At 60.2% G+C, this 17,875-nt stretch carries 16 protein-coding genes; 3 read left to right on the forward strand and 13 right to left on the reverse strand.

Annotation, left to right across the window (positions count from 1 at the left end; all coding sequences use genetic code 11):
- Nucleotides 1-22 precede the first annotated feature (22 nt).
- Both ACWKV5_RS05545 and ACWKV5_RS05550 read right to left on the reverse strand, forming a co-directional pair.
- The gene (locus ACWKV5_RS05545) at nt 23-1,582 is read right to left on the reverse strand and encodes an AmpG family muropeptide MFS transporter (protein WP_483840501.1); all 1,560 of its coding nucleotides are present in this window, start codon (nt 1,580-1,582) and stop codon (nt 23-25) included.
- Between the two features lie 44 nt (nt 1,583-1,626).
- The gene (locus tag ACWKV5_RS05550; RefSeq protein ID WP_483840502.1) at nt 1,627-1,980 is read right to left on the reverse strand and encodes an MGMT family protein; all 354 of its coding nucleotides are present in this window, start codon (nt 1,978-1,980) and stop codon (nt 1,627-1,629) included.
- Between the two features lie 163 nt (nt 1,981-2,143).
- On the opposite strand from ACWKV5_RS05550, the gene ACWKV5_RS05555 reads away from it, so the two are divergent.
- Nucleotides 2,144-3,151: a DUF481 domain-containing protein gene (locus ACWKV5_RS05555; protein WP_483840503.1), complete on the forward strand. Its 1,008-nt coding sequence runs from the start codon at nt 2,144-2,146 to the stop codon at nt 3,149-3,151.
- 115 nt (nt 3,152-3,266) lie between these two features.
- Here the strand turns inward: ACWKV5_RS05555 and ACWKV5_RS05560 are convergent, their stop codons facing one another.
- Nucleotides 3,267-3,476, reverse strand: a complete 210-nt coding sequence (locus tag ACWKV5_RS05560; protein ID WP_002554837.1) for a cold-shock protein — start codon at nt 3,474-3,476, stop codon at nt 3,267-3,269.
- Between the two features lie 354 nt (nt 3,477-3,830).
- On the opposite strand from ACWKV5_RS05560, the gene dcd reads away from it, so the two are divergent.
- The gene (gene dcd, locus ACWKV5_RS05565) at nt 3,831-4,397 is read left to right on the forward strand and encodes a dCTP deaminase (protein WP_007904652.1); all 567 of its coding nucleotides are present in this window, start codon (nt 3,831-3,833) and stop codon (nt 4,395-4,397) included.
- 107 nt (nt 4,398-4,504) lie between these two features.
- Nucleotides 4,505-4,714, forward strand: coding sequence for a hypothetical protein (locus tag ACWKV5_RS05570; protein ID WP_007947208.1), 210 nt, complete (start codon nt 4,505-4,507; stop codon nt 4,712-4,714).
- A 47-nt stretch (nt 4,715-4,761) separates the two neighbouring features.
- On the opposite strand, the gene pdeM is transcribed toward ACWKV5_RS05570, so the two are convergent.
- From pdeM to ACWKV5_RS05620, 10 genes are all read right to left on the reverse strand, one after another.
- Complete coding sequence (pdeM, locus tag ACWKV5_RS05575) at nt 4,762-5,418, reverse strand: ligase-associated DNA damage response endonuclease PdeM (RefSeq protein WP_483840504.1); 657 nt, start codon at nt 5,416-5,418, stop codon at nt 4,762-4,764.
- The gene (locus ACWKV5_RS05580; protein WP_483840505.1) at nt 5,418-7,904 is read right to left on the reverse strand and encodes a ligase-associated DNA damage response DEXH box helicase; all 2,487 of its coding nucleotides are present in this window, start codon (nt 7,902-7,904) and stop codon (nt 5,418-5,420) included. Before ACWKV5_RS05580 ends, pdeM begins: the two co-directional genes overlap by 1 nt.
- A gap of 122 nt (nt 7,905-8,026) precedes the next feature.
- Nucleotides 8,027-8,791 carry an ABC transporter ATP-binding protein gene (locus ACWKV5_RS05585; RefSeq protein WP_483840506.1) on the reverse strand — a complete coding sequence of 255 codons (765 nt, stop codon included), beginning with the start codon at nt 8,789-8,791 and terminating at the stop codon, nt 8,027-8,029.
- A 13-nt stretch (nt 8,792-8,804) separates the two neighbouring features.
- Nucleotides 8,805-9,923, reverse strand: coding sequence for a succinylglutamate desuccinylase/aspartoacylase family protein (locus ACWKV5_RS05590; protein ID WP_483840507.1), 1,119 nt, complete (start codon nt 9,921-9,923; stop codon nt 8,805-8,807).
- Between the two features lie 24 nt (nt 9,924-9,947).
- Complete coding sequence (locus ACWKV5_RS05595; protein WP_483840508.1) at nt 9,948-10,658, reverse strand: ABC transporter permease; 711 nt, start codon at nt 10,656-10,658, stop codon at nt 9,948-9,950.
- Nucleotides 10,655-11,383: an ABC transporter permease gene (locus tag ACWKV5_RS05600; protein ID WP_483840509.1), complete on the reverse strand. Its 729-nt coding sequence runs from the start codon at nt 11,381-11,383 to the stop codon at nt 10,655-10,657. Before ACWKV5_RS05600 ends, ACWKV5_RS05595 begins: the two co-directional genes overlap by 4 nt.
- 57 nt (nt 11,384-11,440) lie before the next feature.
- Nucleotides 11,441-12,223 (reverse strand): transporter substrate-binding domain-containing protein, encoded by a 783-nt coding sequence (locus ACWKV5_RS05605; RefSeq protein WP_483840510.1) that lies wholly within the window; start codon nt 12,221-12,223, stop codon nt 11,441-11,443.
- A 218-nt stretch (nt 12,224-12,441) separates the two neighbouring features.
- Nucleotides 12,442-14,130 (reverse strand): ATP-dependent DNA ligase, encoded by a 1,689-nt coding sequence (locus ACWKV5_RS05610; RefSeq protein ID WP_483840511.1) that lies wholly within the window; start codon nt 14,128-14,130, stop codon nt 12,442-12,444.
- Nucleotides 14,127-15,161 carry a ligase-associated DNA damage response exonuclease gene (locus tag ACWKV5_RS05615; RefSeq protein ID WP_483840512.1) on the reverse strand — a complete coding sequence of 345 codons (1,035 nt, stop codon included), beginning with the start codon at nt 15,159-15,161 and terminating at the stop codon, nt 14,127-14,129. Before ACWKV5_RS05615 ends, ACWKV5_RS05610 begins: the two co-directional genes overlap by 4 nt.
- A gap of 182 nt (nt 15,162-15,343) precedes the next feature.
- Nucleotides 15,344-17,794 carry a penicillin acylase family protein gene (locus ACWKV5_RS05620; protein ID WP_483840513.1) on the reverse strand — a complete coding sequence of 817 codons (2,451 nt, stop codon included), beginning with the start codon at nt 17,792-17,794 and terminating at the stop codon, nt 15,344-15,346.
- Nucleotides 17,795-17,875 lie beyond the last annotated feature (81 nt).

The following is a 17,875-nucleotide window of genomic DNA, read 5'->3' on the forward strand; positions in this document are numbered from 1 at the left end:
ACACCGCCCTTTGCGATGCTTCCTACGATTCTTCCACGATCTGGGTCGGCACCGGTTCCGGCGTTGGCGTCGGACCCGCGCGACGGCTCTCCTGGAACCAGTGCAGGGCGATCAGCAGCAATGTCGGAACGCCGAGCAGGGCGGTGATCAGGAAGAAATTGTGATAGCCGAACTTTTCGACCATGACCCCCGAATAGCCGCCGATCAGGCGTGGCAGCAGCAGCATGATCGAGCTGAGCAGGGCGTATTGAGTGGCGGAAAACTTGAGGTTGGTGAGGCTCGACAGGTACGCCACGAACGCCGAGGTCGCCAGGCCGGAACTGAAGTTGTCCAGGGAAATGGTGACGATCAGCATGTCCAGGTTGGCGCCCATGTCGGCGAGCATCAGGAACAGCAGGTTGGTGCCGGCCGACGCAATGCCGCCGATCAGCAGGATCGGCAGAATGCCGAAACGCACGATCAGTAGGCCGCCCATGCCGGCGCCGACCAGGGTCATGATCAAACCGAAGATCTTGCTGACGCCGGCAATCTGATCCTTGGTGAAGCCCTGGTCGATGTAGAACACGTTGGCCATGACGCCCATGACCGTATCGGACATCCGGTAGGTGGCGATCAAGCCCAGCAGCAGGAAAGCTTGCCAGCGGTAACGCGTAATGAAGTCGTTGACCGGTGTCAGCACCGGCGCGAGGCCGCGGCGGCCCATGGTCGACAGGCACAGGGCGGTCAGCGTGGTGTAGAGAATCGCCCGTAGCAGCGCACGGTCTTCGAGGACCAGATCGAGCAGGCTTACGCCGCCGAACAGTACGCTGGCGAAGTCGGTGTTATAGAGCTGGGTGAACATGGCAGGCACGGACACCAGCAGTACGATCAGTACAAACACCGACGCCAGTTGATGCACAAAGCTGTAGCGGCCGGCCTGAAGCTGAGTGCGCAGTGGCACCGGCGGTTCGCGCATGAATATCGAGGTGAGCAACGCCGGGACCATCAGGGCGCCGAACAGCACGTAAGTGCCGGCCCAGGCCGAATGCTGATAGTTGAAACCGGTAGAGCCGAAGCCCTCGGCGAAGAACAGTGCGCCGGCGGTCGCCAGCAGCGCGGCGATCCGATAACCGGACATATAGCTGGCGGCTAGCGCAGCCTGGCGACTGTCTTCGGCGATTTCCAAGCGATAGGCATCTACCGCGATGTCTTGTGTCGCCGAAGCGAACGCGACGACCACCGCGATGGCAATCAACCAGGACAAATGTTTTTGTGGGTCGCAAAAACCCATGCCGATCAGGCCGAGGATCACCAGCGCCTGCGATAGCACCAGCCACGAGCGTCGTCGCCCCAGCTTGCCGAGAAATGGCAGGCGCCATTGGTCCAGCAACGGGGACCACACCCATTTAAAGGCGTAGGCCAAGCCGATCAGACTTGCATAACCGATGGTTTCGCGGGCTACACCGGCCTCGCGAAGCCAGACGGAAAGCGTTGAAAACACCAGCATGTAGGGCAGGCCGGCGGCGAAACCAAGCAACAACAACACGAGCGTCGAGGGGCTGGCATAGGCGGCGAGCGCGGCGCGCCAGGTTTTACGGGGCATGGGCTGGAGTCTGCCTCAAGAAATACGGAAACAAAGGGCGCACTCTAACCGCTGTGCTCTACCGGACGCCAGCCATGGCGCTGAATATCAACACGATTATTCAGGACACTGATGCCTTCAGCGCGTAATCGCGCGCGCTGCTCATCCCCCGAAGGGCTGCCCACGGGCAGGCTGATCCGACCACCGGCACCCAGCACTCGGTGCCAAGGCAGTTTCGTATCACCCGGCAATTGGCTAAGGGTGCGTCCGACCCAGCGGGCGGCGCGACCGAGTCCGGCCAGCTCTGCCAATTGACCATAGCTCACCACTTTGCCCTCGGGCACTTGTGCCAAGGTCAGGTAGAGCGCCGTGCGTCGGATTTGCGCCGGGCTTTCGGTTTCAGCGGTTGGGTCGGTCACGTCCGGGGTTCCTGAAGAAGCTCACATTTCCGTCTGTAGAGTAAGTCGCGGATCACTGATTGAGAAATGAACTCAATAGAAATAGTCGGGTCAGTCCTTGCTAGGGCCTTATTCGTGAGGATAATGCCGACTTTTTTTCGCAATCTTGAGCCTGTATTTGCTTATGTTGTCCAGAACCTTGCTGTGCCTCGCTGTTGCCAGTGCCTCCTCACCTTTGCTTGCCGATACCGTCTGGTTGAAGAACGGTGACAAGCTGAGCGGCAAGATCACGCTGTTCGATGGCGGCAAATTGCTGATTCAGACCGAGTACGCCGGTGCGGTCCCGATCGACTGGAAACAGGTCAAAACCCTGGAGAGTGATCAGGAGTTACTGGTCAAGCAGGATGCCTACACCGGCGAGAAGACCAAGTCGCTGCATGCGGCCGACGACGGCAAGGTGACGCTGCAAAATGGCGAGGCACCGAAGACAGTCGAACTGGCCAGTATCCAGCAGATCCTCAAGCCCAAGCCGGTGGTGGAAGATCTGGTGTGGAAGGGCAATATCGACGCCGCACTGGATTACCAGCGGGCGGAAAATGATACCGATGACTACGACATCGATTTCAAGACCACGGCGCGCCACGGCAAATGGCGGCATATTGCGGAAGGCGAGTACAACCGCGAATTCCAGGATGACGTGGTGACGACTGACAACTGGCGGGCTGAATACTCGCTCGACCGCTTCCTGACCGAAAAATGGTTCTGGCAGGGTCGGGCTGTTTATAAGCGCGACAAAGTCGAAGACCTGTCCCGTCAGCGCACCGTCGGTACCGGGCCGGGCTACCAGTTCTGGGACAACGAACTGGGCGCATTCTCCCTGGGCTCGCTGGTCAACCGTACGGACTATGAGTTCACCGACGGCAGCAAGGAAAACTTCTATTCCCTGGCGATGAAGTGGGACTACAACCGCTACCTGATCGGCAAGAAGGTGGAGTTCTTCACCAATGGGGAGCTTGGCAAGCCTTTGTCGGGCGTGGCCGATTACGCGCTGGATTCCGAAATTGGCTTGCGCTACAAGGTGACCGAATGGGCGTCGCTTAACCTGAAGGCGGAGCGAGATATCATCAGCGGCACCGATGATGCTGATCTGGACAAGGTGCGCTACACCGCAGGGTTTGGCGTGGCCTGGTAAGGCACCAACGAAAAATCGCAGCCAGGGGCTGCGATTTTTTTGTGCCTGCAAAAACACACAGGCACAAAAAAGCCCCGCTTTTAAGGGCGGGGCTTTTTACTAAAGCAAGTACAAGTTAGATAACTTGAACTTCTTCAGCTTGCATGCCTTTCTGACCGCGGGTAGCGATGAAAGAAACCTGTTGGCCTTCTTTCAGGCTTTTGAAGCCGTCGGATTGGATAGCTTTGAAGTGAACGAACAGGTCGTCACCGGATTGTGGAGTGATGAAGCCGAAGCCTTTTTCATCGTTGAACCACTTAACGGTACCGGTTTGGCGATTAGACATGGTGTAACTCCTTGAACAAAGATAACTGCGACGCAGGAAGAACCCTGGCCGAGACTGAGTGCAAAGAGCAGGAAAAATTCTTGTAGATGGTTGGATCGAAATTCAACATATCGTGTAGAGATTCTCAGTGACACAAGCAGCACAGTGGCGCCACCTTAACCCTTTTTCCGGAACGTGCCAATGCTTCTTGCGAAGGTTTCTCTGTTTTCAGGACTGACGGTCCATTGGATTGAGTCAAAGGCCCTGAATTCACGGGACATCGTCGAGAATTGTGCCTCGCACTTTGAACCCGGAGCGCGCGCCCGGTAAGATGCCGGACAGAATTTTTCCACCTCGCTATTCAGGACACCCGCCATGAGCATCAAATCGGACAAGTGGATTCGCCGCATGGCGCAAGAGCACGGGATGATCGAACCTTTCGTCGAGCGCCAGGTGCGCGGCAGCGACGATAGCCGTGTCATCTCCTACGGCGTGTCCAGCTACGGCTACGATGTGCGTTGCACCAATCACTTCAAGGTGTTTACCAACATCAATTCGGCGATCGTCGACCCGAAAAACTTCGATGCGGGCAGCTTCGTCGATATCCACAGCGACGTCTGCATCATTCCGCCGAACTCCTTTGCCCTGGCCAGCACCGTCGAATACTTCCGCATTCCGCGCAATGTATTGACCATTTGCCTGGGGAAAAGCACCTATGCGCGCTGCGGCATTATCGTCAACGTCACGCCGCTCGAGCCAGAGTGGGAAGGTCACGTGACCCTGGAGTTCTCCAACACCACCAATCTGCCGGCGAAAATCTACGCGAACGAAGGTGTGGCGCAGATGCTGTTCCTTGAGTCTGACGAAGAGTGCGAAGTCTCCTACAAGGACCGTGGCGGCAAGTATCAGGGCCAGCGTGGCGTGACGCTGCCGCGCACCTGATCCGTTCATCTGGCCAATCAGCGGGAATTCTTGAGCGGGTAGACACTCTATTGGGTGTACTGCCCGGTTCGCGCACAGCGGACGGGGCCTTCGCTCAGGAGTGCTATATGAAGATCGATCCGCGAATAAGTGCCGAACTGGCAAGGCTTGAGCCCAATCAGATTGGCGTTTTGGCCTGGTCCTTGTTGGCACATCCACCCGTCAGCATGGCGGGGGGCATCCCCGGTCAACCCGACCCCGATACCCCGAACGAACAGCCTACGGAGCCCGGTGAACCGACCTTGCCGGATGAGCCACCTCCCGCGCCTGTCGCCTGATCTGCTGGTGAAAATGAATGGCCAGTCAGCTGATGTCCTTGAAGACTTCAGCTGACTGGCCATATTTCGTTGTCGCCGATCACAAAGATCCTGCAACTGTCGTCCCGCTCGACCTGATACCCGCCGGTAAACGCACCGAAGGCCGGAAGCAGGCTGATGGTTTCTCCCAGCCTGAAACACGCCAGTCGCAAACTTTGCCGACCCCTGCCTCTTAATCGATAAACGGGATGGACGTGTCCGGCAAGCACGTGGCGATCGGGATGAGGGTCGGGTTCATGCTGCAAGGCGAATGGCCCCAGTAGCAACGGCTCAGGCACTACCCGGATGTTCAGCGAGGCAGGTGGATCGCCAGCTCGCTTGTCGTGGTTGCCGCGAATCAGCGTCATCGGCAAATCAGCATGCCGCGCCCGCCATTCGGCCAGTGCGCCCAACGTGGCCACTGCATGAGAGCCGGGGCCGTGAAGAAAATCACCGAGAAAAATCAGCTGCCGACAGGGCAGGGCCGCCAGCAACCCGTCCAGCACTGCAATATTGCTGGCTGTCGTGCCGTGCGGCACCGGCTGACCAAGGCTTCGATACGCCGCTGCTTTTCCAAAATGCACATCGGCAATCAGCAGGGCTTGTTGCGACGGCCAGTAGAGGGCTTTTTCCGGCAGCAGCCACAGGTCTTCACCGGCCAGTCGTACGGGATAGGGCGTGCTCATCAGCTTTTCCCGGTTTCGGCGGTTTTCTCGAGGTCGGTGACCATGCGCCGGATACGGTCTGCGAGTTTTTCCGAGCTCATGCTTTCGCGCATGCGTTCCACCAACAGCGGAAACCCCAGCGGTGTAGGACGTTTGAGCTGATGCAGGTCCAGTTGCAGACGGTTGATGCGTTTCAGCGTCTGTTCCAGACGCTGAATATCCAGTTCTTCCCGTAGGACTTCTTCCCCGGCCTGCGCCAGCAACAGATTCCCGGCGTCGTACTGTTTAAACACTTCAAAGAACAACCCACTCGACGCCTGAACCTGACGTGTGCTTTTCGGCGCGCCCGGATAACCGGCAAACACCAGCCCGGCGATCCGCGCGATTTCCCGAAAACGGCGAAGCGCCAGTTCTCCAGCGTTCAGACTGGCGAGCACGTCTTCCAACAGGTGTTCGGGGCTCAACAGCCCGGGACTCAGAACTTGCGGCCAGTCCACAGGCGTGGCGCTGAGCAACTCCAGCCCATAATCATTCACCGCGATGGAAAACGTGACCGCCTGCTGCTGACTCACGCGCCACGCCAACACACTCGCCAGCCCCAGATGCACCTGGCGTCCGGCAAAGGGATACAGGAACAGATGCCAGCCTTCGCGAGACTTGAGCGCTTCGGCCAGCAACGTCGTCGAGGTCGGCAAACCGGACCAGCGTTGCTGCACCTCCAAGAGAGGCCGCAATGCGCGCATTTCCGGGCCGGAAAATTCACCCTGCGACGCCGCACTGAAACGCTCGACCACCGCTTGCGCCAGCTCATTGGAAAGCGGCATCCGTCCGCCATTCCAGCGCGGCACCGCAGCCTTTTTCGCGGTACTGCGTTTGACATAAGCGGTCATGTTTTCCACCCGGACCAATTCCAGCAGGCGCCCGGCAAACAGAAAACCGTCGCCCGGTTTCAATCGCGCGATAAACCCTTCCTCGACGCTGCCCAATTGCTTGCCGCCGCCGCCCTTGCTCCAGAACTTCAGCTGGATGCTCGCATCGCTGACAATGGTGCCGATGCTCATGCGATGGCGCCGCGCCAGTCGCGCATCGGGCACCCGCCACACGCCGTGTTCATCCGGTTCAACCCGGCGGTAGTCCGGATAGGCTGTCAGAGACAATCCGCCATGGCGTACGAATGCCAGCGCCCAGGCCCAATCCGCGACGGTGAGGTCGCGATACGCCCAGGCACCGCGTACTTCCTCATACAACTCATCGGGCAGAAACCCACCGCCCAACGCCATGCTGACCAGATGCTGAACCAGCACATCCAAGGGTTTATGCGGTGATTCGCGGGGCTCGATGCGTCGTTGCTCCACGGCGTCTTGCGCCGCAGCCGCTTCGATCAGTTCCAGGCTGTGCGTCGGGACCAGCGTCACCCGTGAAGTTCGTCCGGGCGCATGCCCGGAACGGCCGGCTCGCTGCATCAGCCGCGCCACACCTTTGGCCGAGCCGATTTGCAGCACCCGCTCCACCGGCAAGAAATCCACACCCAAGTCCAGGCTCGAGGTGCAAACCACCGCTTTGAGTTGACCTTCCTTGAGTGCTCGCTCGACCCAGTCACGGGTATCGCGCGACAGTGAACTGTGATGCAAGGCGATCAGCCCGGCCCAATCGGGGCGAGCTTCCAGTATCGCCTGATACCAGATCTCGGATTGGGCACGGGTGTTGGTGAACACCAGGCTGCTGGGGCTGGATTCCAGCTCCACGACGACCTGCGGCAACATCTTCAAACCGATATGCCCGGCCCAGGGGAAGCGTTCGATGGCGGGCGGTAGCAGCGTGTCGACGAGCAGCGCCTTGGACGTTTGTCCTTGAACGCTGATGCCGCCCCCTTGTGGGATAAGTACCTCTTCAGCGTGAGCCTGATTACCCAACGTCGCGGAAACCCCCCACACGATCAGGGCCGGATTCCAGCGGCGCAGTCGGGCCAGGGCCAGTTGCAATTGCACGCCGCGCTTGTTGCCCAGCAACTCGTGCCACTCGTCGACCACCACCATGCGCAGGGTTGCCAGCGCCGTTTGCGCATCGGTGCGGGCGAGCATCAGGGTCAGGCTTTCAGGCGTGGTGATCAGCGTGGTGGGCAGACGCCGGCTCTGCCGTGCCCGTTCGCTGCTGCTGGTATCGCCGGTGCGCAGGCCGACGCTCCATGGAATCTGTAAGTCGAGCAGTGGCGTTTCCAGGGCGCGAGCGGTGTCGGCGGCCAGTGCGCGCATGGGAGTTATCCACAGGACGGTCAGCGGTTGGGCGACCGGTTTCCGTTTGCGTGGGGTTTCAACGGGTGTGAGAGACGAGGCAAAACGATTGAGCGCAGCAAACCAGACTGCGTAGGTTTTGCCGGCGCCGGTGCTGGCGTGCAGCAATCCGGACTCGCCGCGTTTAACCGCCGTCCACACCTGTTTCTGAAAGGCGAACGGCTTCCATCCGCGGGCGGTGAACCAGAGTTTTGCGTAGTCGGGGGAGGTTCCCATGCCGGCGGTGTGCGCTCTGAAAGTCTTCTTTCAGTGACCGCGGCGCAATGGGACAAGTTTAATTTCGTGTTAGATCGTAAATCCCCTGTGGGAGCGAGCTCGCTCCCACAGGTTTTGCGGTGTTACTTGAGGTTGCCGCTGAGGAACTGCTTCAGTCGTTCGCTCTTCGGATTGCCCAGTACGTCGTCCGGCGCGCCTTCTTCTTCCACCAGCCCCTGGTGCAGGAACAGCACCTGGCTTGAGACTTTGCGGGCGAAGCTCATTTCGTGCGTCACCATGATCATGGTCCGGCCTTCTTCAGCCAGGCCCTGGATCACGCGCAGCACTTCGCCCACCAGTTCCGGGTCGAGCGCCGAGGTCGGTTCGTCAAACAGCATGACTTCCGGTTCCATCGCCAGTGCGCGAGCAATCGCGACACGTTGCTGCTGACCACCGGACAGGAACGCCGGGTACTGGTCAGCGACGCGCGCGGCCAGGCCAACCTTGTCCAGATAACGCCGGGCACGGTCTTCGGCTTCTTCCTTGCTGCAACCCAACACCCGGCGCGGAGCCATGGTGATGTTTTCCAGCACAGTCATGTGGCTCCACAGGTTGAAGTGCTGGAACACCATGGCCAGGCGGGTGCGGATCCGTTGCAGTTCATTGGCATCGGCCACGTGCATGCCGTGGCGATCCTTGATCATGCGGATGTTCTGGCCGTCCAGGCTCATCGCGCCGTCGTTGGGCTGTTCGAGAAAGTTGATGCAACGCAGAAAGGTACTTTTACCCGAGCCGCTGGCGCCGATCAGGCTGATCACGTCGCCGGTGTTGGCCTTGAGCGAAACGCCTTTGAGGACTTCATGATCGCCGTAGCTTTTATGCAGGCCTTCGATGGTCAGTTTGTACATGGGGCAGACATCCTCAAGGCGAAAGTAGGTAGCCGCTGCGATAGGCTTCGGCGCCCGCGACATGCGCGATCACCATGCCGGCAGTGGCCATGCGCCGTAGCGAGCGGGCGTACATCAACCCGGCGGCGGTGCAATGAACAGGAGTGACGCGATCGTTGATCGGGTCAATGATTTCGGCGATCAGTTGCCCGGCCTCCAGGTATTCCCCCGGCAGTGCGGTGAACACCAGCAAACCACCGACCGGAGTTTCCACCGGTTCGACGCCGGCCAGCGGCGTGGCCGGGTAGGGCAGCTCGGGCAGGGTCGCCGGTTCGCCGGCGATGGCGCCGAAGTGAATCAGGTAATCGATCAGCGCCTGGCAATCGAGGCTGGCCAGCGGGTGATTGACGTCACCCTGGCCGCGCAATTCGACGGTCACCGAGAAACTGCCCAGCGGAATGTCGAAGCGTTCGCCGAAGCGCTCCTTCAACTGCCACCAGAGCAGGGTGAAACATTCATCGAACGACTGTCCGCCGGAATCCGTGGCCAGCAAACTCGCCTCGGCACCGATGTAGCGCGCCAGCGGCTCGACCTGCGGCCAGGCTTCGGGCGTGGTGTAGAGGTGCGCGACGGCTTCGAAATCGCAATGCAGGTCCAGCACCATATCCGCGTCGCAAGCGAGGCGTTGCAGGGTCAGGCGTTGGGATTGCAGTTGAGTGCTGGCGGTTTGCCGGGCGAGGGCGTTGCGCAAGCTGTCGCGGATCAGCTCGAGGTTGCACTGCGGATCGTCACCGAGTCGGGCTTCGATTTCGTTGCCGACCGCTTCGCTGACATCGACGAACCAGCGGTTGAAGTTCTGGCCGCTTTCGAGCTCGTAACGGCCCAGCGGCACATCCATCACCACTTGCTCCAGGCCCACCGGGTTGGCCACGGGGACCAGCACGATTTCGCTGCGCAACCGGCCGCTGGCTTCAAGCTCCGCCAGGCGTTGCTTGAGGTGCCAGGCCACGAGCATGCCGGGCATTTCGTCGGCGTGCAGGGACGACTGGATGTAGATCTTGCCTTGGGCCGACGTGGGGCCGTAATGAAAACTGTGAATCTGTCGTGCAGTCCCCGGCAGCGGGGCCAGCAGGTCATGAATCTGGTGGCGCATGTCTCTTTATCCCTAAAGCGGGTCCTAGTGGGTCGGCCCGAGGAAGGCCAGCCAGCGGCGTTCGGCGAGACGGAACAGGCCGACCAGCGCGAAGGTCACGGTCAGGTAAATCAGCGCGGCAATGCCGAACGATTGAAAGGTCAGGAAGGTCGCCGAGTTGGCGTCCCGAGCGACTTTCAAGATGTCCGGGATGGTCGCGGTGAACGCCACGGTGGTCGAGTGCAGCATCAGAATCACTTCGTTGCTGTAATACGGCAGCGAGCGACGCAGGGCCGACGGCATGATCACGTAGGCATACAACCTCCAGCCGGTCAGGCCGTAGGCTTTGGCGGCTTCGACTTCACCGTGGTTCATGCTGCGAATCGCCCCGGCGAAAATCTCCGTGGTGTAGGCGCAAGTGTTGAGGGCGAAGGCGAGGATGGTGCAGTTCATTGCATCGCGAAAGAACGCATCCAGCACCGGTTGGGCGCGTATGGCCGCCAAGCTGTAAATGCCGGTGTAGCAAATCAGCAGCTGGATATACAGCGGCGTCCCGCGAAACAGGTAGGTATAGAACTGCACCGGCCAACGGATGTAGAAGTGCGGCGACACCCGGGCGATGGACAGCGGGATCGACACCAGGAAACCGAAGAAGATCGAAGCGCTGAGCAGCCACATCGTCATGGCCAGACCGGTGATGTTGTTGCCGTCGCTATAGAGGAAGGGTTTCCAGTATTCCTGCAGAAGTTCGATCATCGTACGGCCTCCCGGGAGCCGGCGGCGTAGCGGCGTTCAAGCTTGCGCAGGACGAAATTGGAGGCGCTGGTGATCAGCAGGTAAATCACCGCGGCCAGCACCAGGAAATAGAACAGTTGATAGGTGCTTTTACCGGCGTCCTGAGCGGCTTTGACCAGGTCGGCGAGGCCGATGATCGACACCAGCGCAGTGGCCTTGAGCATCACCATCCAGTTATTGCCGATCCCCGGCAGAGCGAAACGCATCATTTGCGGGAACACCACGATCCAGAAACGCTGGCCACGCTTGAGGCCATACGCGGTTGCGGCTTCTACCTGACCACGCGGGACAGCGAGAATCGCGCCACGGAAGGTCTCGGTGAAGTACGCGCCATAGATGAAGCCCAGGGTGATGACCCCGGCGCTGAACGGGTCGATCTCGATGTATTCCCATTCCATGTAATCGGTCAGCGATGTCAGCCAGGTTTGCAGGCTGTAGAAAATCAGCAGCATCAGGACCAGGTCCGGAACGCCGCGAATAAGGGTGGTGTAAAGCTGGGCAGGCACGCGCATCAGTTTGACTTTTGACAGCTTGGCACTGGCGCCGAGTAGCCCGAGCAACACGGCCACCAATAGCGACAACGCCGACAACTTGATCGTCATCCAGGTGCCTTGCATCAGCAACGGACCGAAGCCCTTGAGGCTGAAGGCAGAGAGCCCCAGATTTTGTAATAGGTTTTCGAACATAAAATCAGCAACCTGATCGGATGAAAAAAGCGCCCATCGCGAGATGGGCGCCGGGCATTATTTGCCGCTGTACAGATTCAGATCGCCAAAGTGTTTCTTCTGAATGGTGGCGTAGGTGCCATCATCGTGTAACGCTTTGATACCTTTATCCAAAAGTGCCTTCAGCTCGGTGTTACCTTTCTTAATGCCGACGGCGGTTTTGGCCGGCAGCAAATGGTCGTCGAGCGGCTTGCTGACGTCATAATCGGCGCCTTGTGGCGACTTCAGGAAGCCCAGTTCGGCTTGCAGCATGTCCTGAATCCCTGCATCGAGACGACCGGACGTCAAGTCGGCGTAGACCTGATCCTGGTTGGCGTAGGCCTGGGTTTTCACGCCAGCCTTGTCCAGAACGGCTTTGGCATAGGCTTCTTGAATGGTGCCTTGCTCGTAGCCGACGGTTTTGCCCTTGAGCGAAGCGACGTCTGCGGTGATGCCAGAACCTTTCTTCGACACGTAAGCGGTTGGGCCGGAGAACAGCTCGCTGGAGAAGTCGATGACTTTTTCGCGGGCTTCGGTAACGGTCATCGACGAGATCACGCCATCGAATTTATTGGCCTTGAGGCCCGGAATCATGCCGTCGAAATCGCTTTCGACCCATTTGCACTTGACCTTCAGCTCGGCGCAGATCGCGTTCCCCAGATCGATGTCGAAGCCTACCAGGCTACCGTCGGCCGCTTTCGACTCGAACGGTGCGTAAGAAGGGTCAACGCCAAAACGCAGCTCCTTGTATTCCTTTGCCATGGCGGAACCAGCAGCCATGCACAACGCCAGTGCAGAAAGGGTCAGCAATGCTTTTTTCATTATTCAATCCCTAAGAACCAATATGAGCGCTTGTGGCGCAGAATTATTGTTACTGGTAAGCGTAAGACCTATTGAAAGTAGCAATTTCCGAACCAGAGTCCCGAACGAGCGTTTTAAAAGGTCATACAGGAAATGACTGCGGGGGAATTGTGCACGAAAACGGGCGCCGTGGAAGTGCTGCACCAAGATGGTTCGGTTTACTCCTACAAGGGATCGGGTTAGCCCAGTAAGTTTTGCAGAGTACCGAGATTGTCAGCCTCTTCGACTGACTTGTCCTGACGCCAGCGCAGCATCCTGGGAAAACGCACGGCGATCCCGCTCTTGTGGCGTTTTGACAAGGCAATGCCTTCGAACCCCAGCTCAAACACCAGGCTGGGTTTCACACTGCTCACCGGGCCGAATTTCTCCACCGTGGTTTTGCGCACGATGCTGTCGACCTGGCGCATTTCTTCATCGGTCAAGCCTGAATAGGCCTTGGCGAAGGGCACCAGCGCGCGTTCGCTGGCGTCAGGCGGGCCGTCCCAGACCGCGAAGGTGTAATCGCTGTAGAGACTGGCCCGCCGTCCGTGGCCTCGTTGGGCATAGATCAGCACCGCATCGACGCTGAACGGCTCGACTTTCCATTTCCACCACACGCCCATGTCCTTGGTCCGACCCACGCCGTACAGCGAATCCCGGGCCTTGAGCATCATGCCTTCGACGCCCAGGCGGCGGGAGGCTTCCCGTTGGCGGGCGAGGTCGTGCCAGTCCTCGCCGGTCAATACCGGGGAGAGCAGTAACACCGGGTCGTGGCAGGCGGCGATCACCTGCTCCAATTGAGTGCGACGCCTGGCCTGCGGTTGATTTCGCAAGTCCTCACCGGCCCACTCCAGCAGGTCGTAAGCGAGCAGGACGACCGGCACCTCATCGAGGATTTTCTTGCCGAGGACTTTGCGTCCGATGCGCTGCTGCAACAAGGCGAATGGCTGCACGGAGGGGGCGGCGGGTGAGGCTGGATCGAAGGCATCTTCGGTGTCGGGGCGGGCGCTTTTCCAGGCGACGATTTCGCCGTCGATCACGGTGCCGTCGGGTAAGCCATTCACCAAGTGATCGAACTCGGGAAAGCGCTCAGTCACCAACTCTTCACCTCGCGACCAGATCCACAAATGCCCGTCGCGCTTGACCACTTGGGCGCGGATGCCATCCCATTTCCATTCCACCAGCCATTGGCTGGCGGGGCCAAGCAACGCTTCAAATTGCTCGACCGGTTGCGACAGCGCATGGGCCAGAAAGAAAGGATAAGGCTGCCCGCCCCGTTCAGCGTGTTCACCCGCGGATTCGGCAGCGATCAGTTTCAGGTAACTCGCCGCTTTTGGACGATTCGACAGGTCGGTGTAAGCGACCATGCGCTGAGCCACGCGTTTGCTGTCGAGCCCGGCCATGGCCGCCAGCGCTCTGGTCACCAGCAACTTGGAGACGCCAACGCGGAAGCTGCCGGTGATCAGTTTGATGCACAGCATCAGGCTGGCGCGATCCAGTTGTGCCCAGAGTTCGGGCAGGCGCTCGGCAAGCACTTCGGGGGACTCGCCGCGCAGTGGCAACAGCTTGTCTTCAATCCATACCGCCAACCCGTCGGTGGAACGGTGCGGCGATTCGGGCAACACCAGCGAGATGGTTTCCGCCAGATCACCGACCGCTTGATAGCTCTCTTCGAATAGCCAGGGTTCCAGCCCGGAAATCGCTTCGGCCAGCTCGCGCAGCACGCGCACAGGAACCAATTGCCGAGGCCGCCCACCGGACAAAAAGTACACCGCCCAGGCGGCGTCTTGCGGTGAGGCTTGGGCAAAGTAGTGTTGCATCGCGGCCAGTTTGGCGTTGCTCGACGTGGTGGCGTCGAGTTCGGCATACAACTGCGCGAATGCTTTCATGCCAGCACCTTGTCTTTCTCGGGTTCGATCCCGGCGTTTTCTTCATCGTCATCGCCGTACTCGGTGTCGAAGCTTTGGGCATCCAGTCCCTGTTCACGCAGATGGCGTACCAGCACTCCGACCGAACCGTGGGTCACCATGACTCGCTCGGCGCCGGTCTGTTCGATCGCCCAGAGCAGGCCCGGCCAATCGGCATGGTCGGACAGGACAAAGCCGCGGTCGACTCCGCGCCGGCGGCGGGTGCCACGCAAACGCATCCAGCCGCTGGCAAAGCCGTCGCTGTACTCGCCGAAACGGCGCATCCAGGTGCTGGCTCCTGCGGACGGCGGGGCGATGATCAGGGCTTTGCGCATCATCGGGTCGCTCTTTTTGACGTCGCCGGCATAGATCGTGGGCGGCAGGTAAACGCCGCTCTGGCGATACACCTGGTTGAGCGGCTCCACGGCGCCATGCACCAGAATGGGGCCAAGGCTGGCGTCGATGCCGTGGAGAATGCGCTGGGCTTTGCCGAACGAATAGCAGAACAGCACGCTGGCAATGTCGGCGGCGGCGTTGGCCTGCCACCACTGATTGATCTCGGCAAACACCTCGGCCTGGGGTTGCCAACAATAGATCGGCAAGCCGAAGGTCGATTCGGTGATAAAGGTGTGGCACCGCACCGGTTCGAAGGGCGCGCACGTGCCGTCGGCTTCAGTCTTGTAATCCCCCGAGGCGACCCAGACCTCGCCGCCGTATTCCAGACGCACCTGGGCCGAACCGAGGACATGACCGGCGGGGTGAAAACTGAGGGTGACGCCATGATGTTGGAGGGGCTGACCGTAAGGCAGGGTTTGCAGGTTGATGTCGGCACCGAGGCGAGCGCGCAGGATGCCTTCGCCGGCTGACGCCGCCAGGTAATGCCGATTGCCGCTGCGGGCATGGTCGCTGTGAGCGTGGGTAATGATCGCGCGCTCGACCGGCCGCCACGGGTCGATGTAGAAATCCCCGGCCGGGCAATACAAACCTTCAGGACGCGCGATAACAAGTTCCATGTCGTTACCCAAATGGAGGGACTTGTTAGCTATGAGGTTGGCGTGAAGCCAGAAGTTCTATCGAGATTTGATAGAACAATCACTTTCCCATGTGGGAGCGAGCCTGCTCGCGAAGGCGGTGTGTCAGCCACCTAAAATGTTGGCGGACAGGACCTCTTCGCGAGCAGGCTCACTCCCACAGGTTATTTGCCCGGTGTCAGGGTCAACTGAGTCTTGCCATACACCTTGTCAAAGTTCTGCGGTTGCATCGGCAGGCTCATGTATTGCCCTTTGAGCCAAGGATCGATGCTGTTCAGGTAATTCGGGCTGGCGGGGTTGCCCGACTGACCGGTGCCGTTCTGGCCCATCAGCGGCTCGGCTTGGCCGAAGTCGACGATGAAGCGCATGGCCGGCGCCAGCGTGGTGTTGAAGTCCTGGCCCCAGGCGAACGCCGCCGTGTTCAGCGTGGTGTGGTCACCACCCGCCGCCACCGGGCCGCGAACGGTCTGGCCATTGGCGTTTTTCCATTCGTAGCGGTGCAGTTTGCCCCACTGCCAGGCTTTGTGATCGCCACCCAACTGGCTGTCGCCGGTGCTGATCGCTGCCGCGAGGCTGCGAGCGAGGATCGCTGGTTTGTCTTCTTTCTGCGGTGTGCGGGCGTCATCCCAGAATGGGCTGTCTTCGCGTCCCAGCAAATGATCGGCCTGCGCCGCGTAAGACAACTTGCCATTGGCGACAAAGGCTTTCCACGTCGGGCTGCTTTCCGGACCCAGTTCGTCGAGGAAGATTTGCTTCATGCTTTCCTGCAGGAACAACTCGTAAATCGCTGCATCGGCGGAAGTCGTGCCGAGCTTGCCGTCGAACGCCATCAGGCGGGTATACGCCTCATGAGCCTTGCCGCGATCGGCAGCCGGCAGCGCTTCAATCGCCTGCTTGAGCGGCTGGGCCATGCCCGGGGCCTCAAACATTTTCTTCAACTTGGCGGCGAAGGTGGTGGTCTGGTCGTATTGCATCGCGATCACGCTACGCGTGTCGTGTTTGCCGGCGCCCGCCAGTTCGGCCAGGCGTTCGCCACGTTCCGGCGCTGCCCAGGAATTGGACAGTTGCATGCCGTAGCCATGAGGGATGACACGCTGGTTGGCGGTGCCGAGCCAACCTTGGGCCGGGTCCTGGTCGTAGGGGTGCAGCATCGGGTCGGCGTAACCGTCCCAATCGTAGCGTCCTTCCCAGCCCGGCGACGGCAGCAGGCCTTCGCCTTCGCGGCGGTTCGGGTAGCGGCCGGTGACTTGCCAGCCGATGTTGCTGGCGTCGGCGAACACCAGGTTCAGGGCGATGGCGCGGATCTCGCGGCTGGCGTCCGAGGCTTTCTCGACGGTCTGGGCCCGGGACAGGTCGAAAAACGCGTCCAGGGTTTTGTCGTCGGTGAAGCTCGGCATTTGCAGGGCAAGGCCGAAGCCGTTGGCCAGCGTGGTGCCTTGGGCGCTGTTGAGCAGCGGGCCGTGACGGGTTTCGTACACCGCTTCGCGAATCGGCCGCTGGCCTTTGACGAAGTAGGTTTCGTTGCGCACCACGGCGGGCTGCCATTTGCCGCCGACTTCATAGGTGAGGCCGTTGCCCTGGCGTTTGATTTTTTCCAGGAACAGGTCCTGGTTGTCGCCCATGACCGTGGTCATGCTCCAGGCCACTTTGCCGTTGAAACCACCGAGCACCATCGGCAAACCGGCAATGGTCACGCCTGCCGCCTGATACTTCGGCGCGCGGATCTGCACGTAGCTGAACAGCGACGGCACGCCCAATGGGCCATGGCTGTCACTGGCCAAAATACTTTTGCCAGTGCGGCTGCGTTGCGGGCCGATCGCCCAGTTATTCGATGAGGTGGCGCCCAGCAGATTCAGGTCGGACAGCTGCCCCGTGGCGTTGCTGATTTCGGCCAGGCCGGGGATCGCGCCGTTGAGCTTGATGCCTTGCAGTTTGTCGGCTTCGCCCAGCGGCAGTTTTTCATCGGGCGCGGACGGCGTCAGCCAGGCGAGTTTGTCGGTGGTGACGGTCTGGGCCAGCATCAGCGAGGAAATTTCTTCCGGCAGGTTGGCCGACTGGCTGAAGTTCAGCAGGCAGAAGATCAGCGCAGAATCTTCCGGTTTCCAGTATTCAGGCTTGTAACCGGTGGCCGCGAGGTCCGCTGGCAGCTTGTCGCGGTAGCGGAACAGGTAGGCGTTGACGCCCCGCGCATAGACTTCGAAGAAACGTTTGAGGCGCGGCGAAGAGGCTTTGTACAACTCGCCGGCGCTTTTCTTCAGATTGACCGCGCGCATGTAGCGGTCGGCGTCCAGCAAGTCGGCGCCGGACATTTCCGCCAGACGGCCTTCGGCCAGCAGCCGCAGGGTGACCATTTGCGTGATGCGGTCGCTGGCGTGGACGTAACCCAGGGCGAACAACGCGTCGTGGAAGCTGTTGCTTTCGATCAACGGCATGCCCATGGCATTGCGGCGCACCGAAACGTTCTGCGCCAGGCCCTTGAGCGGCTGCACACCGGAAATCGGCAGGACGGTGTCCTGAGCGTCCCAGGTCTGACAACCGGACAGGCTCAAGACACCGGCCACTGCTGCGGCAACGCCGAACCGGGGAAGAAAATGTGTAAGGGCTGGCGAGGCCATGGCAAAGCTCCTGCGGGGGTAAAGGCGCAATAAAGGCGCTACGTTAGTGAGCAGGAGGAGGGCGCGCAAGCGGCGGGCGGG

This window comes from Pseudomonas oplopanacis (assembly GCF_057128725.1).